A 15240-nucleotide genomic window follows, 5' to 3' on the forward strand; every position below is an offset into this window, starting at 1 on the left:
TGTATGCTTCGTTCATGCGCCCCTACAAACACCCTCCCGTCACTGAATTCGTCCTCGAGCGTCTGCTATACGCCTTGAGCGATCCTGTGCGCCTGGAGATCGTCCGACGCCTTGCCGAACTGGGCGAAGCCAGCTGTGGCGAATTGGACGGTGGCCGACCAAAGTCCACCATGTCCCATCACTTCAGGGTGCTGCGAGATGCCGGGTTGGTCCAAACCCAAACCATCGGCACGACCCATATGAACTCGTTGCGCAGGGATGATTTGAACAATCGATTTCCTGGTTTGCTCGAGACGATCTTATCTCAGCGCGGCTAAGGCTGGCTTGAGAGTCAATTCATCGAGGAAGACGCTGAAGACGGCCTGCTTCGAAACCTTGGGCTCCAGTGAGCTCAGGGACTACCTCGCCGCTGACTGCGGAAGCATGACTAGTCCCGACGTAAACGCCTTACCCAGATGGCCTCAATCGAGCAGCTGGAGCGTTTCGCTTGTGCGCAGTATCGGTGGCTCGTCTACAGATTATGCCGCTTACGACAGGCCGCTAGTGGCCGTTAGCGACGGCCTGACTTCGACCGTCGCTATACATGGTCAAACCTCGGTCTGCTCTGCCATTTCCAAGGCGTCGTCGACCTTAATCCCAAGATATCGAACGGTGCTCTCCAGCTTCGTATGGCCAAGCAGAAGTTGAACGGCCCGCAAGTTCTTTGTCCTGCGATAGATCAGTGATGCCTTTGTACGTCTCATTGTGTGAGTGCCATACATGGCCGGATCAAGGCCAATGGCTTGCACCCAGCCTTTGACGATACGAGCGTATTGACGAGTGGATAGATGGTCTGAGGTGTGCAGCCTGCTCGGGAAAAGGCAGTCCTGGCTACGGAGCTGGGCTTGGTGTATCCAGGCCGCGAGAGCAGACCGTGTTTGCTCAGTAATTTCGAACTGCACTGGTCGCTTCGTTTTCTGCTGCATAACCATTGCTCGTGATGACACATGCTCGCCATGAGCAACGTCGCATACACGGAGCTTGGTTAAGTCGCAGGCTCGAAGCTTGCTGTCGATGGCCAGATCGAACAAAGCCAGATCCCGGGTTCGTTCTGCAAGCTGAAGCCTTACTCGGATGGCCCAGATATCTCTCAGCCGGAGCGGGGTTTTCTGTCCGACCAACTTTCCTTTGTTCCAGGGCCGGCGGGTGCAGGTAGCAGTGATGTTCATGGCAAGTCCTCCACATGTGGGAGGACAAGCATGGCTAGCCAGAGAAGTGGTCGCTAACCGGCCAAAAGCAGCCGCTCAAAGTTATCTAGGAAAGCCGGGGCGATTCAAACTCCATTTGTTTAAAACGTCGCTTTGATCTGTAAGCCCACGGCCAAAGCGTTGCCTCTTTTTTTGCCGGAGAACGCTCCAGGCTCAATGTAGTACTGCAGGTCAGGACGCAGCAGCAGCCAAGGGGTGACCTGCGCGCCATAGTTAAGCTCAATCATCTGCTCGCCATTGTCGAGGTTGGCAATCATCTCGTATTCGCCGAAGCTGGTCGCCGCCGCTTCTTGTACATCACGCGTACGGGAGTTGAGCACGGCCCGGCCATAACCCAAAGCAATGCTGTCATGCGGGCGGCTGGCAAAAGGCTTTTGCTTAACCAGGCCGACCGAGTACCAGCGACGCATTGGTGAGGTGGCTGCGTTGCTGGTGGCTGCCTGGCCGAAGAGGCGTAGCACCCTTTCAGGGTCTTGCTCATCCTTCCAGATTGCCTGGTCCATCAACACGTAAGCCCCGGTGCGATTGCTGCTTTTTTCTGTGCTGCCAATTTTTTGCGAGTTAGAGCTGTCGTAGTACCAGCCGACTTTGTATTGGCCATTGAGAAAGGCGTTATTATTGAAGATGGCTTCCAGAGGCAGAATGGCCCCGGTGGAGTCGTGGCTGGGCATGGAAAACGCTTCAGAGGGAAGGCTGTTGTGCTCTGGGTTGACCTGGAATACCGCGGTTTGCAGCGTCAGTGAGTCGTTGACGTCGTAACGCAACTCTCCACCCCAGTGGGCCGTCGGGTAGTTGCCCCACCCGCTGCCGCTGGACATGGTCAATGGGTGTGCACAAAAGCCGGCGCTCACAAAGTTGGTCAGGATCGGCATGCCACCAAAATCGGTGCCCATCACCATGTAACCGATTTTGGCAGACACGTCCGGAGAAAACAGATTGCGCTGGTAACTGAACTCGGTCAGTCGCGTGTATTCGCCACCGTAGTTTTCTTGCGCAGAAAGGCGGTTGCCGAGCAAGTCTTCCGTGGCGCTGTGGCCGCGACGGTCGTTAACCAGAATTTGCACAAATCCAGCGTCCGGGGTGTCCAGCAGTTTACTCAGATCAAACTTGGCGCCCACGCGTATTTGTTGCGCATAGCGCGTACCTCGCTTGATCCCGCCATGCAAGTTGGAAATCGTTTCAGAGCTGTAGTCACCGGTCAGTGTGATGCCCTTGTCCACCAGTTTTTGGCGCTCCCCCCCCCAATCGCCGGTTAGTGTCGAACGACTCATCAGGTCGGAAGTGTCAGCCAGTGCTGAAGTCGGGCTCAAGATACACAGCGACAAACCGCTGCACAGGCTGGTGGTCAGCAGCGCGCGGAAAGAAAAAAACATTGGGGTGTGCTCCGTTGCAAAAAATTTTGGTGTATCGCTCAACGACACGCTGGCACGGCAGGAAACTGGCCCGCTTTAGCTTTTCTGGCCTGATACCGTCTTGAGAACTGCGGTGTCATAACCTGAACCCGGGCCGAGTTGATCCCTCCTTGGCTGTGCAAGAGGGTGTCCATGAGCGGGTATATGACGGGGGTGCGGGTGCTCGAAACCGTTCGGATGTTCGCTTCACATGACTAACAGGCCCTGAAAGTGGCAGGGCTGGTGAATGTCATCCCGTGTGAGCCGTAAGGCTAAGTTTATGTCGATATTTTTTTCAGATAAATCCAGGGAACTAAGAAACATTATTGGGGAGACAGTAATAATCGCGGTGGCGATATCCGGCCTTTCGCTTGCAGAAACGGCGATCGTTAGTGTTCAGCGTTTATTGCTTTTGAGGTCACTCGCACGTCAAAAAGAAGAGAAAACATTTGGGACTTCAACCCCCCTCCTTACCATGGATTATTACTGTTTCACCAACAATGTTTCTCAAACCTTTGGATTTATCCCAAGAAGCACCTGTATAAACTAGCTCAGAGTCTTCAGCTCACTCTCGGAACGTCGAGCCAGCAGTGCCCGGACAAACACCTTCCCGCGTTTCGTAGAGCCTTCGGCATATTCATTGCGACTGCAGCAACCTGCTACACTGATTGCCGGTGCTCGCTTGCTGTCGGCAGGGCGGTAGTTCTGATTCCAACACCTGCCATGCCCAGTCCTGTTCGGGTTGAACTGAACATTTGACCCAGCTGTTCGCACAGCGTGCGGGCAGTTTTGTATTCACCCATAGAGCATTCACTAAATGACGAATGACCAACCATCTCAAACTTCAAGACGCTCAATGAGCACTATCGCGAGGGTACTCTTTTCCCTATTTGTATTTGCCGTGGCACTAGCTTTGATTTATGGCGGGGTCAAACTAGTGGCGCTGGACGGGTCAAGTTATTACTTGATCGCAGGCTTGACTTATCTCGTACTGGCGGCACTATTTCTGTTTCGCAAGCGTTCGGGTATTACTCTCTCTGTTGCCATATTCCTTGCGACCTGTGCCTGGGCCTTTTATGAAGTGGGTCAGTTCAGCTATTGGGAACTGCTTCCACGCTTGGTCATTCCTGCCATCATCCTGACACTCAGCCTGTGGGTCGGCGCCGCATTGCCGGACACGTCCTTGAGCACCCGGCGCGCCGCTAACCGGTTCGGGTTTGCCGTATTCCTGGCACTGGTCGCGACATTTATTGCTGCGTTCTACCCGCACGGCGGGATCTCGAACCCGGTCGCCGCCACTGACGCACCCAAGGCAGAAGAGCCCTCCAACGTCCCTGAAAACTGGGAGTTCTTTGGGCGTAATGCCTCGGGAACACGGTTTGCTCCTTACACGCAAATCACCTCGGACAACGTCAAGGACCTGCAGGTTGCCTGGACCTACAGAACAGGTCGTCGCACCACAGGTGCCGGCGCGGGTGTAGATGAAAATACACCGTTGCAGATCGGCAATGTTCTGTACTCGTGCACACCGGAAAACCTGATTACCGCCCTGGACGGTGATACCGGGACCCCGCTCTGGAAATTCGATCCCAAAGCCAAAAGCGAAGAGCACGTGACTTGCCGCGGCGTGGGTTATTACGACATCGATAAAGACGACAGCCTAAGCGCTGAAGTCAAGGCGTCATATGGCAATGAGCAGCAGTGCCGCCAGCGTATACTGGTGTCGTCTGTGGATGCCCGTTTGTTTGCGGTTGATGCGCATACCGGCACCCTGTGCCCGAGCTTTGGCGACAACGGTTATGTCGATCTCAAGAAAGGCATGGGCCCGACTGAAAACAGCAAGCGCTATCACCCCACCTCGCTGCCGGTTGTCATGGGCCACCTCACCGTGGTCGGCGGCTGGGTACGGGACATTGTGGCGGGCGAACCTTCCGGTGCCGTACGCGCATTCGACGTTCTGACAGGTGCGTTGGTGTGGGCCTGGGATGTAGGTGCACCCGAGGGCAAGAACGCAGTGGCAGACGATCATCAGTTCGCTCTGGAGACGCCTAACGTCTGGACAATTCCGACCTACGATAAAGAGTTGAATCTGGTCTACCTGCCTACGGGCAATGGCCCGCCCGACTACTGGGGTGGTGATCGCAACCAGGTTAAAGAGAAGTTTGGTACGGCCGTTGTTGCAGTCGATGCATCAACCGGTAAAGCCAAATGGGTTTATCAGATCGTTCACCACGACGTCTGGGACTATGACCTGCCTTCGCAGCCTGTGCTCTATGACATCAAAAACGCCCAGGGCGAGAAGACTCCGGTCTTGATCCAGACCAGCAAGACAGGCAACATTTTTGTGCTGGATCGCCGTACCGGCAAGCCGGTTACAGAAGTTGAAGAGCGTGCGGTTCCTACCTCTCCAGCAGCAGAAGGCGAGCACCTGTCGCCTACCCAACCGTTCTCGGTCGGGATGCCGACCATTGGTGTCGACCCGCTGACCGAGAAGTCGATGTGGGGCGTGACAACTTTCGACCAACTGTATTGCCGGATCATGTTCAAAGACTCCGTCTACCTGGGTCCGTTTACACCGCCAAGTGAAAAACCGTACATCGAATGGCCTGGCTTGCTGGGCGGTATGAACTGGGGTGGTATCTCCATCGACGAAAACACCGGCATGATGTTCGTCAATGACATGCGCATGCCGCTGCGGATGTCACTAGTCAAAAAGGAAGACACCAAGAAGTTCAACGTGTCGACCGATGAAGTCCCGGGTTTCATGGGAACCATTCGCCCACAAGTCGCCGGTATCTATGGCGGGGTGAAAATCGACATTCTGCAGTCGCCACTGGGCGTACCGTGCAACACACCTCCCTTCGGCAGCATGAGCGCCATTGACCTCAACACCCAGAAACTGGTCTGGCAGGTTCCGTTGGGCACCGTCCAGGACACTGGCCCTCTGGGGATCAAAACGCACATGCCAATCCCGCTGGGCATGCCAACACTGGGTGGCCCGACCTCAACGGCATCTGGCCTGGTGTTCTTCGCCGGCACCCAGGACTACTACCTGCGAGCGCTGGATTCGGCCACCGGTAAAGAAGTCTGGAAAGCCCGCCTGCCGGTTGGCGCGGTTGCAGCCCCGCTGATCTACAAATCACCCAATACCGGGAAGCAGTACGTAGTCATCTCCGCAGGTGGCATGAGCCACTCGCCTGATGTCGGTGACTACATCATTGCCTATGCATTGCCGGACAGCATCATCCAGAAATAACCTCTTAATTGACGTTAACTCAAATGGCCCGCCTGCTCTCCAACAGGTGGGCTTTTTTGTTCTATACCAGTTGTTGTTCGGCTTCGGCCTAAATAACGCATTAAATTTTGTGCTTGTTACGAGAAGAGGACTTCGACTGATCTCATAGGTCCGGTAGTCTGCTTTCGGCCCAGGCTGTGTAAAAACGTTTTTCGGTGCGAAAGTTACTCAAAACCAGACTGGAAACCGCGCTTCTACCCCAAATCCACATCTGCTGATGTGCTGATGAATTTCAGATTTAACGCAGAAGCGCGCACTTCGAATTTGGCGACTCGTTTTTACACACTCTGGGCCATAAGCAGTCGCTCAAATGTTTCTACGAAACCAGGGGCGATTCAATCCGAATGAATCGCCCCTTGATTGTAGGCATACCCAATCGTCCGCTTTTGGCCGGTTTCTGCCCCCTCACAAAGGGCCGCTATGGGTCGATTCTGTTGAAAAAATCGGATTTTCAGCTCGCCGGAGCTCAGGCAGGACCACCACCGGAGAACCTAATAACCACATTGAGTGGTTTCTCGGCCCTTCGTTGACCTTTGCTGCTCTGTTAATGGGTTAGTTTGAGGTTTTTGCTTCGTGCAGGCGCACCTATCCCGTAGAAGGTGGCCCTTGAGATGCAAGTTTGGCCAGACGTCGCAGGTTCTGTACCGCATCCTCTCAATATTGATGGTGTTGTAAATGATTGACTGCGCCAGTTGCTCCTCGGCCTTACTGAATCTGATGCCCTCGCCGAGAATCCCTCGGGCCAGACCTGAGGCCGCTCCTCAAAGGTCGTGGCTTGAATCGATTGCTGCGGGTGAGTGCGTAGTCTTCAGGCCAAGTCAAGCGTCGATCCCCGTTATCTATCCCAAGCCCGGAATGTCAGGCATTATCGCGCCAGATCGCTTTGGCGATTTGCCAGTGGACTAGGTTAGGCGGGGGGTAAGGTGAAGGACTCATTTTCAAGGCGTCACGGTTTCTCGCAGGTCGATGAAGCCGAAATCACTGTCCGGGAAGACGCACCGCAAGCGCTGCAGGAGTATCTGATTCAATTGAGCTACGAATGTGGTCTCAAGCCATCAGACCTGCGCCAAATAATCTGCCAGACATTGAAGGTCTTGCCCGACAAACAGAACTGGAGTGAGAGGCCCAATATCCACGAGGAAAACGTTCGGCGGCTTGAGCAGTGCAAGTGGTTCAAGGTGTATGACGTCATTGAGCGGCTCGATGATTACCTCGGCAACCGTAACTATGACTCTGGCGTGTACGAGCACTTCACTACTGAGCTGAACGAGTTCTTTATAGAGCACGGCATAGGGTGGAAGCTGCTGGAAGGTCGCATCGAAATCCGTGGTTCTGAATCCTTTGAGCAGGTTTTGACCTCGGCGAAAGAAACTGAGCATCAACATGGGCACGTCACGGCCAGCAAGGAATTGCACCAGGCGATTGCTGATCTCTCACGCCGACCGTCTCCAGACCCGACGGGGGCAATACAGCATGCCATGGCTTCGCTGGAGTGTGTCGCTCGGCAGGTCACTGGTGACCAACAAGCGACCCTCGGGAAGATCATGAATGATTCCCGAACTCTGATTCCAGCGCCATTGGATCAGGCTGTCATCAAAACCTGGGCGTATGCCTCGGAGTTCGGGCGGCACATCCAAGAGGGGCGTGAGCCGTCTTTCGAAGACGCAGAGCTCGTAGTTGGCCTGTGCGCCTCGGTCAGCAGCTATTTGATCAAGAAATCGAAGTGACTTAAGAGGGCTCACAAGATGATCTGGGAGAGCTGGTACTGGAAACAACCGCTGCTAGAGATGGCAGATCGTCTTGAGCACCTCAAAACGGCCAGTGCCCTGTCTGATGAAGAACTTGCCCAGGTGGAACGCAAGTGATGGAGGGAGGCGCGGAGGCGTTCGAGCGACGCTATCAACGCTTGGGGGAGAGGTCTGATTAGGACTGACCATCGGGCGAGCGTTGCTCTGGTGAATGCGATAAGGACTCGGCAATGACGAAGGGATGGGGAATCCCATAGGACTTTGAAATAAATGTTAGGGCTATGCGTTTGCCGGCTGCCACAGTCGGTCATCATAGACAAGCCGAGTTCAGGATTCGACAACACCTCCACAGGGCAACGCCAATCATAAGGATGTTAGACGTAAACGCCATGTTCAATCTGATTCAATAACCTATCCACATCTTCATAACCTAAACGCGTCGACAACATATCGCATGGGACTTGCCATCCTAGCCCGTAGGCCGGATCACGCAACCAGCGTTCGGCATGCTTGCGCGTTCCAAATACCCGCGTTGCTATCATCAGAACCTGCTCGGACCGCCCCGCGAAGCACCTGTGAACCATGCTCCAGCACGCAATTGGGGCGCTAGGGCTTAACGCAACTATCTGCAAATCATTCATAGATTACATCTCGAAGATGTCACCGTTTAACCGCACAGCCTGCCAATCGGTTCTATTTCCCTACCTTTCTGCACGGCGATTTCGAGTAACCTCCCTCGTTTTTCAGACCTCTTCTGTAGCAGCTCTCGGGCTTCCGCTTCCATTTGAGCGGCATCATGCCATTTACGGGTTTTGATTTTGCGCCGGCCTTTCATTCCATCTCCTCAATGTCAGTAATCATTACTATCAGCAGCCGCCGAATTACGCACCGCGCACCATAGTCACACCGCACAGGATAGCTCAGCCCTTGCTGCGGCCCATGCGAGTGATGGTAGGGCCGGAAGCGCCCACACCAAGACAGCTTATCGGGGTGAAGGCCCAATAATTTCCGTTCGAATTCGATCCATCATTGAGTCCAGCGTGACGGTTTCGTCCATAAAAAGGTAACACTGCGTCAAAATCGTCAAAGGATGTACACCCATGGCAGCGGCCAGCGCTTGAACCATTTCAAGCGTAGGGCCCTTTCCGCCGCCTTCCAATTGGCTCAGGTAAGTCTGGCTGCTATGCCCCGCGAAGTCTTCCTGGCTGAGATGACGAGACTTCCTCATCTGTCTCAACGCCTTACCAAATGCCTGTTTCAGCTCCATTTTTTTCATTCCCATAAAAGGAATGATGAAGCCGTCTTGAACGTCAGACATCCATTAACTATTGTTAATATTTTTGGGGTTTTTTCAATGTTCAAAACGTATAGACATGCAGAGCTCAGCCCTGCAGCCGTTTTCGGTGGTGGCGTCGCCAGCTACTGGCAGTTCGTTGAGCTGGAGGTACACCATCCCTGGTTCTACATCGAATTGGTGAGGGATTATGGCGACGACATCGTGGGCAGCATGTTGATGGTCCCAACGGTGCCGATACTTCAACAGATGCTTTCGGAGTTGGATGAACGCTCATGGTTCGGCCAAGCACACCTGATGTCTCCTGGCCATCTACGAGGAGGTGACAACTGGAAAATGGAGCCACTGATTGAGGTAGGTGTTGCTCAAGACAATAAAGGTGAGGTCGAAGGGTATCTGTTCAAGGTTGCGGGAGGAGTCAGTTACAGCACCCACCACTCACGCGATCACAGCAACCTAAAAGTGACTGAGATAATTTTCTCCGCAGATCGCGATTTGCGAGCTTATGGAGGGTAACAGTCCTTAGCAGCCGGCCACGAATCAGGAATCTCTTGGGAGGGGGCTGATTGCTATAAAGTTTCTTGGGCAGGAGACATCGTGACGGTAACTGTTGGTCGACACTACGAGGTCGTTGACCAAACGACAGATGTGAAGATGGTCAACTCCAAGTCAGCTGGAATGCGAACGGCTGGTCAGTACGCGCTATTGCGCAATCATGTCTTCTTTTGAAGCTGTGAAACCGGCCGCTCCAACATTGATTGCGTTAGCCCATGCATATCGGCATTGGCTTGCCAGATCAAAAAACGGCTATGCATATCTCGAACAGCAGCTAACAGCTTCTGATTGTTTGCTGTCAGTTTCTCAATGTGCTCGTTGGCTGCCTGAATATCGCTAATCCAGCCCGGTTTCAGCTTCTGAGCCTTCAATGCCGCCTTGCAATTCTTCATCGCTAAATCCACGGCAGGTAGATTCATCAGGGACTGGCGAGCACGACTGATACCCAGTTTTTCTTTGCAGGCCTCAACGAGCAAAGGCCAGGTCAGCTTCGGCTCTGACCATTCCTCAATCAGCTTAATGATGCGTTTCTCATCCTTTGGCGTTAAATGCCCCATCGTTAACCCTCGATCTCATCAAGCAAAGCTAAGACGTCATCCAACGATGACAACGCCTCTTGCGCCTGGTTCTCTTCAATGACTTTGACCTCGATCAGCCCCGACATTGCGGCGGCATTTTTGGTCAGCGTCCAACCGTTATCGGCGTTCCACACAATGTCACCGTTTTCGAGTTCGGAGTTTTCCAGCATTTGGATTAGCGCCTCGCACTTAAAGAGCTTCTCACCCAGTTTTTTGGCCGACTCCGATGCCCCAAACACACCCCGAGACCGTGCATCCAGGGCTTTATCGAGGCGGCGTTTGAGGTCGTCGCTTTCTTCCTTGAGGTTGGCCAACTTCACCTCATCCCCCTTGACGCAGCCAAGCCGCCCGCAGTCCAGACAAGCGCCCATTTTCGGGCAGGGCTCGGACGCGAAGTTGTGCACACAAACGCCGAGATGGGTTTGATGGATAATGCGGTCCTGCTCACCCTCGCGCAGTTCCATCACCTCAATCAGGCTCAGCGGCTGATTGGTTTTGACCTTCTCCAGACGCTGAGTCGCTGTGCTCTGCTTGGTTTTGGGGTGGTACGCCGCAACCCCTTGAGTGCGTTCCTCGATGGTCTCGTGGTTGTAGACCGATCCCATCGTCGTGCGCCCGGAGAAGGCGTCAATCAGCAGCTGCGACAGACCGGCCTGGTGCATCCGCGTGTTCAATTCGTGCCGAAACGCGTGCGTGTTGACCTTGACACCGGGGTATCCATGGCGCTCGAACAGACTTTTCCTTACCGGGTTGTTCGAACCGCCTAATTCCACAGCCATTCGGATAGTGCTCACCGCGATCTCTACACCAAACCCGTGTGTCACAGCAATGTGGCCTGAGTCTTCAGCCAGCGCTCCCGTGCGCACGGTGAACAAGGCATCACGATACTTCACCCGTGCTTTACCCTGCGTGTACGGAGTGGTGTATGGAAAATCCTTCGGGAGATACTTCTCCCGCAACAGCACATTGAGCTTGCGCAGCGTGATCACACACCGGTCGTCAAACTCAACACCCTGGAGCTTGCCCTTGGCGCGGATCTGCTTCCCTGTGCTGGTATCCCATCCTTCACGGATTTCGGCCAACAGGTCTCGGGCGGCGGGGCTGAGCGCCTTTTTCTGCTCCAGGGGTTTGAGGAAGTTGGCATTGAATTGGGATCGCCAAGCGTTCTCACGACTGGAGAGTTTCAGCGCGGCACAGGCTTCGGCACAGGTGAGCGGTTCATCAGGTCCCTTGGGGGGCAGCCCTTCATGGGGCGGGAACTCATCGGGATGGTCTTCCAGCCAGGCGGCGTAAGCCCGCGCCTCATCGGTGATCGGTTGCAGTAAGGTGATGACCCTCTCGATGACCGGCTCCATCTCGGGCTTAACGACGGGCTTCAGCGTGACCTGGTTTATCTTTTCCGCATACCAGCGCAGGAACAGGCGCCCCTTACCCTGGGTGTCCTCTTTGAACACTAGGCAATCCAATTCAACATCCGCCAATTCACCCACACGACTCGGGGCGCTCAGCAACAGCGCACAGGCGGATGTCACAACGATATCGAGCGGGCGTGTCAATTCGTTATTGAACATCTCCCCGAGCGCTTTGATCGCTTCGGGCCTGGGCAGCTTCTGTTCCCGATCCGCTTTTTGTTGCTTGAGTGTGCCACGGGGCTTCAGCGTCAGCGGAGAGGTCCACCGAAAATCGGTCTTGAGCAGTTTTTTGGCCCGCATCAGGGTGATGAGGGCCGCAAGTGCCAGCCCGGAACGGTATGCGGTGTCGCCTTTTGCCCAGTGACGGTTCAGGTGCTCGCACGCTTTATCACAGACAGCGGCGGACACCTGCGTCACATCCCGCGTGCCGGTCAACTCGAACAGGGCGGCTTCCAGCACCTTCAGGGCATCCAGCCACTCTCCAACAGCCTTTTTCTGCAAATACACCCGCCGGTACACCATGATGGCCTTGGCAAACTCCGTGAAGGGTGCCTGTATCGCCTTCGGGGCAACTCTGGTCGATCCCAGTGCCGTGAAGCTACAGCTTTTGAGGCCATGCTCGTGCCAACTGCCGTCTTCCCAGCAAATACTCTCGTGCACGCGATTGGGAATGCCTTTGGGCAGGGTCTGTTTTGCCCATTGGATAAACGCCGCGAGCTGAGCCTCCGCAGCCAGTTGGCTCCTGGGCTTAAAATCGACAATATTGTTCGTCGGCTCAGAATCAAACGCTTCGGTCACTCGCCTTTCCTCCCTGATTGGCGCATGGCCTCACAATCCAGAATCACCTTGCGGCACGCCAGAATGGCCCGATCCCAGAGCACGCCGGTCGTTTTATCCGTGGCAAGGGTTTGCGCCCGACGACGCTCCAACCGCTCCAGAACCGCGCCGTGATCGGCGTCCAGCAGGGGTTGGAATTTTCCGCAGGGATAACAAGTGAAGGGGGCATCGAGATGGCAGGTGGCAATGGCACCGCACACTGCCACATCCTCGATTTGTCGATCCGCTCGATCCCCGTTCTTTGCTGAGGTGCGATCCGTGACGATGATCCCGGTGAACGCATTCACAACCAAGGCCAGATGGTCGCTCATCTTCGCGTCGATCAACGCCAGCAGTTCAGCCGACACCTGGCGGTACTTTCGCACTGTCTGAGTATTTTTGTGCATCAATGCGCGGGCCATCGACCACTCGTCCAGCCCCGCATTGGACAGGTCCGTGCCGAGGGTGTGCCTGAACCGGTGTCCCCGTGTCACTTTCAGCGGCTGATGGGTGCGAGGCGAAATCGGAAAGCCCTCCATCCGCTCGATTCGCTCATGCCATCTCCGAACCGTGGCTGATCCAACATGAAAGATCGGCTGCGGTGCCTCTTCGAGGGCTTTTTGCAGGGGGCTATCCAGCAAAACAGGGGGGGCAAGCCGCTCCGAAAATTCTGCCTCATCATCCAGCTTCCGACGAAAGAGCGGCACATTCTCAATGGCTGCATTCCAGTCGGCACCGTCTGGATAGGTTTGCCAGAGTTGCGCCAGAACCATGTCCTTGTAAGCCTGCACGGTGTTGTAGAGGTCCTCATCCAGACTGAAGGTTTCGGACTTTGTTCGCCAACCCGCCTCGTCGTCTTTTTGCTTTGCCCAATGAAACCTGACCTTGCAGCCCTGGTCGGTTTTCGTGAAATCACCAAAAACCATCATGCGTACCTGAGCGCCACGCTGCCCGTAAATCATCAACAGGCGCAGATACAGGTACTGCTCGGGATCTAGCTGACCGTGACAGAACTGCTCATGTATCCATTGGTGCAGCGCGTCCTGCTCCACCTGCGTGAACGGGCCTTCTTCGGGGGCCAGGCTGAGGACCACATCCTTGCTGGAACCCTTTTTCCTGGGCAGTGCCTGGTAGGCCTCGATCAGGGGTCGCGGCGGACGTTGTTCGAGGGATTCGCAGTCGTGCCAAAAGGCCATGAAAGCGCCGAGAGTACTGGATTCGTTCCCGTTAAAGCGCTCCCGCAGAGCGATCAGGTGATTCTCGTTGAGCGGGTCAAGCCCGGCCTGAGCAGCCCGCGACAACACACTGGCGAGCTGAGCAACCGAGTCCGCTGCCTGATCGGCCATTCGATACGCCAGGGCGGCGTGCAACCAGGGCTGCCAATCCGGCGAGACGCAGGCAAGGGCCGCTTCCCAGTTCACTGAGAGTCTGGCCGATTTATCCGGTTTCCACATCGGTTCTGCGGGTGTGAACACCTCCCCACATTTCGGCAAGCGAGGCGCGCCCAGCCATACATCGAGGCTGTCCTTCGTGGGTGCCTGAAGTGCTTCGACGGCGATGTTCACGCTGAACCTCCTGGTGTCGTGCCGGCTTTCTGACGATTGGCCTTAAACCGCTCGGCCCGTTTCTGTATCGCTTTGTCTGCCTCCTCCTTCCAGAACTTCGCGCCGTAGAGGCCGGGCATGTTCGATTCGGGACTCCAGCCGAACATCCATGTGAGGGTCTTTTGAACTTGCGTGGTGCGATCCTCCGGCGTGAACGCTGCCAGCTCCTCACGCATGCTTTCCAGCATCGTGTAGACCGCGTCATGCCTGAGAATATGCGGGTGCACATGAGCCAGTTCCGGCGCTATTTCTCGAACCCTGGACAGAACGCCATCGATTGCCTTGATGGTCAGAGGCCCGCCCTCATTTCGCTTGTGCGCCACCAGCAAAAACGGATGCTTCCTCGCTTGCGATGTGCCGCTACGGGGCCTTCTTTGGCGATATTTCGATTCGTACTCAGTGATCGCGCCATAGAGTTCATCGGTCATCACCAACATGCGCTCGTGGGTTTTGAATTGCGGAGCCATCGTTCGCGGATCGAGGCTCTCATCCTCCAGGTTGACCACCGCCAGTTGACGACTGTGCCAGTGAATATCGCTGGTCTTGATCAGCAGCATCTCTGAGCGTCGCAGCCCCATGTCGAGTCCCAACAGCAAAATGATGTAGTTACGCAGCCTGATTGCGCCATCTGAAAAGGGGTTCTCGGCGCTATTCGGATGCATGATTTCCAGCAATCGAGTTCGCTCCTGACTCGTGAGCCCCTTTATCTCGTGCATTCGCGTTTTTTTCCATGCCGGTCTGGCCGCTGTGATCTTGCGGTTGATGCGCTTCTTCAGATCGTCCACCGCCTCATATCGTGTTGAGTGATCACCCAACTTGTCATAGAGGAAGCCCAGATAGTCGCGTACCGCTTCGATTCGCTGCTGCGCATGGGCTTTGCCAACGGATCTGTATGCAGTCGGATGTAAACGTATCCCCGCATACTTCATGGCCAAGGTTTCCTTGCGAAACCCCGCGTCCGACACAAATCTAGAAAGCTCACTGTCTGTCAGGTATTGGCTGTGAGGGCGCTGTTCGAGGCGAGAAATCAGATCAATGGAGGAAAAGGACAGAAACTGCTCAAGCACAATCAGATGCTCAAGGTACTTCTTTGTTGTTTCCAGTGCTCTGCCGGAGTGCTCCATGGTGATGTAAAGATTGGGGTAGTAAACCGGGATGCAGTCTTGCACCAGCAGCTTTCTACGAGCACCATTCACAATCTGCTCTATGAGCTGGAAATCCATGTTGCTCCCTCATAAAACATAACTTTTCTAATTATAGTCAGGAACAGGGTAAGGTCAATGCAAAACCTAACGTTTTG

At 54.9% G+C, this 15240-nt stretch carries 12 protein-coding genes; 4 read left to right on the forward strand and 8 right to left on the reverse strand.

The window, feature by feature from the left end; translation table 11 throughout:
* Nucleotides 1-14 precede the first annotated feature (14 nt).
* On the forward strand, nt 15-317 hold the full coding sequence (locus tag RHM56_RS01365; RefSeq protein ID WP_025297873.1) for an ArsR/SmtB family transcription factor: 303 nt from the start codon (nt 15-17) through the stop codon (nt 315-317).
* A 270-nt stretch (nt 318-587) separates the two neighbouring features.
* On the opposite strand, the gene RHM56_RS01370 is transcribed toward RHM56_RS01365, so the two are convergent.
* Together RHM56_RS01370 and RHM56_RS01375 are read right to left on the reverse strand one after the other, a co-directional pair.
* Complete coding sequence (locus RHM56_RS01370) at nt 588-1208, reverse strand: tyrosine-type recombinase/integrase (RefSeq protein WP_322237824.1); 621 nt, start codon at nt 1206-1208, stop codon at nt 588-590.
* 119 nt (nt 1209-1327) lie between these two features.
* Nucleotides 1328-2620 carry a carbohydrate porin gene (locus tag RHM56_RS01375; RefSeq protein ID WP_322237827.1) on the reverse strand — a complete coding sequence of 431 codons (1293 nt, stop codon included), beginning with the start codon at nt 2618-2620 and terminating at the stop codon, nt 1328-1330.
* Between the two features lie 874 nt (nt 2621-3494).
* On the opposite strand from RHM56_RS01375, the gene RHM56_RS01380 reads away from it, so the two are divergent.
* Entirely contained in the window at nt 3495-5894 is a 2400-nt protein-coding gene (locus RHM56_RS01380) for a membrane-bound PQQ-dependent dehydrogenase, glucose/quinate/shikimate family (RefSeq protein ID WP_088500413.1), read from the forward strand.
* Between the two features lie 962 nt (nt 5895-6856).
* The gene (locus RHM56_RS01385) at nt 6857-7660 is read left to right on the forward strand and encodes an AbiJ-NTD4 domain-containing protein (protein WP_169869560.1); all 804 of its coding nucleotides are present in this window, start codon (nt 6857-6859) and stop codon (nt 7658-7660) included.
* A gap of 395 nt (nt 7661-8055) precedes the next feature.
* Here RHM56_RS01385 and RHM56_RS25905 read toward each other — a convergent pair whose 3' ends face one another.
* Complete coding sequence (locus RHM56_RS25905) at nt 8056-8322, reverse strand: MbcA/ParS/Xre antitoxin family protein (RefSeq protein WP_153390631.1); 267 nt, start codon at nt 8320-8322, stop codon at nt 8056-8058.
* Nucleotides 8323-8663: 341 nt separating this feature from the next.
* Complete coding sequence (locus tag RHM56_RS01390) at nt 8664-8999, reverse strand: helix-turn-helix domain-containing protein (protein ID WP_082158071.1); 336 nt, start codon at nt 8997-8999, stop codon at nt 8664-8666.
* On the opposite strand from RHM56_RS01390, the gene RHM56_RS01395 reads away from it, so the two are divergent.
* Entirely contained in the window at nt 8985-9491 is a 507-nt protein-coding gene (locus RHM56_RS01395; protein ID WP_256677190.1) for a hypothetical protein, read from the forward strand. The two genes, RHM56_RS01390 and RHM56_RS01395, sit on opposite strands and share 15 nt — an antisense overlap.
* Before the next feature lie 197 nt (nt 9492-9688).
* Here the strand turns inward: RHM56_RS01395 and RHM56_RS01400 are convergent, their stop codons facing one another.
* Genes RHM56_RS01400 through RHM56_RS01415 form a run of 4 tightly spaced genes read right to left on the reverse strand, consistent with a single transcriptional unit; the run spans nt 9689 to nt 15163 of the window.
* Nucleotides 9689-10087, reverse strand: coding sequence for a hypothetical protein (locus tag RHM56_RS01400; protein ID WP_016779401.1), 399 nt, complete (start codon nt 10085-10087; stop codon nt 9689-9691).
* Nucleotides 10088-10089: 2 nt separating this feature from the next.
* Nucleotides 10090-12318, reverse strand: a complete 2229-nt coding sequence (locus RHM56_RS01405; RefSeq protein ID WP_178110039.1) for a hypothetical protein — start codon at nt 12316-12318, stop codon at nt 10090-10092.
* Nucleotides 12315-13901: a tyrosine-type recombinase/integrase gene (locus tag RHM56_RS01410; RefSeq protein WP_178110038.1), complete on the reverse strand. Its 1587-nt coding sequence runs from the start codon at nt 13899-13901 to the stop codon at nt 12315-12317. The genes RHM56_RS01405 and RHM56_RS01410 overlap by 4 nt, the downstream gene beginning before the upstream one ends.
* Nucleotides 13898-15163 carry a site-specific integrase gene (locus tag RHM56_RS01415; RefSeq protein WP_153390630.1) on the reverse strand — a complete coding sequence of 422 codons (1266 nt, stop codon included), beginning with the start codon at nt 15161-15163 and terminating at the stop codon, nt 13898-13900. The genes RHM56_RS01410 and RHM56_RS01415 overlap by 4 nt, the downstream gene beginning before the upstream one ends.
* Nucleotides 15164-15240 lie beyond the last annotated feature (77 nt).

The organism is Pseudomonas sp. CCC3.1 (genome assembly GCF_034347405.1).
In the GTDB taxonomy this organism is placed as follows: Bacteria; Pseudomonadota; Gammaproteobacteria; order Pseudomonadales; family Pseudomonadaceae; genus Aquipseudomonas.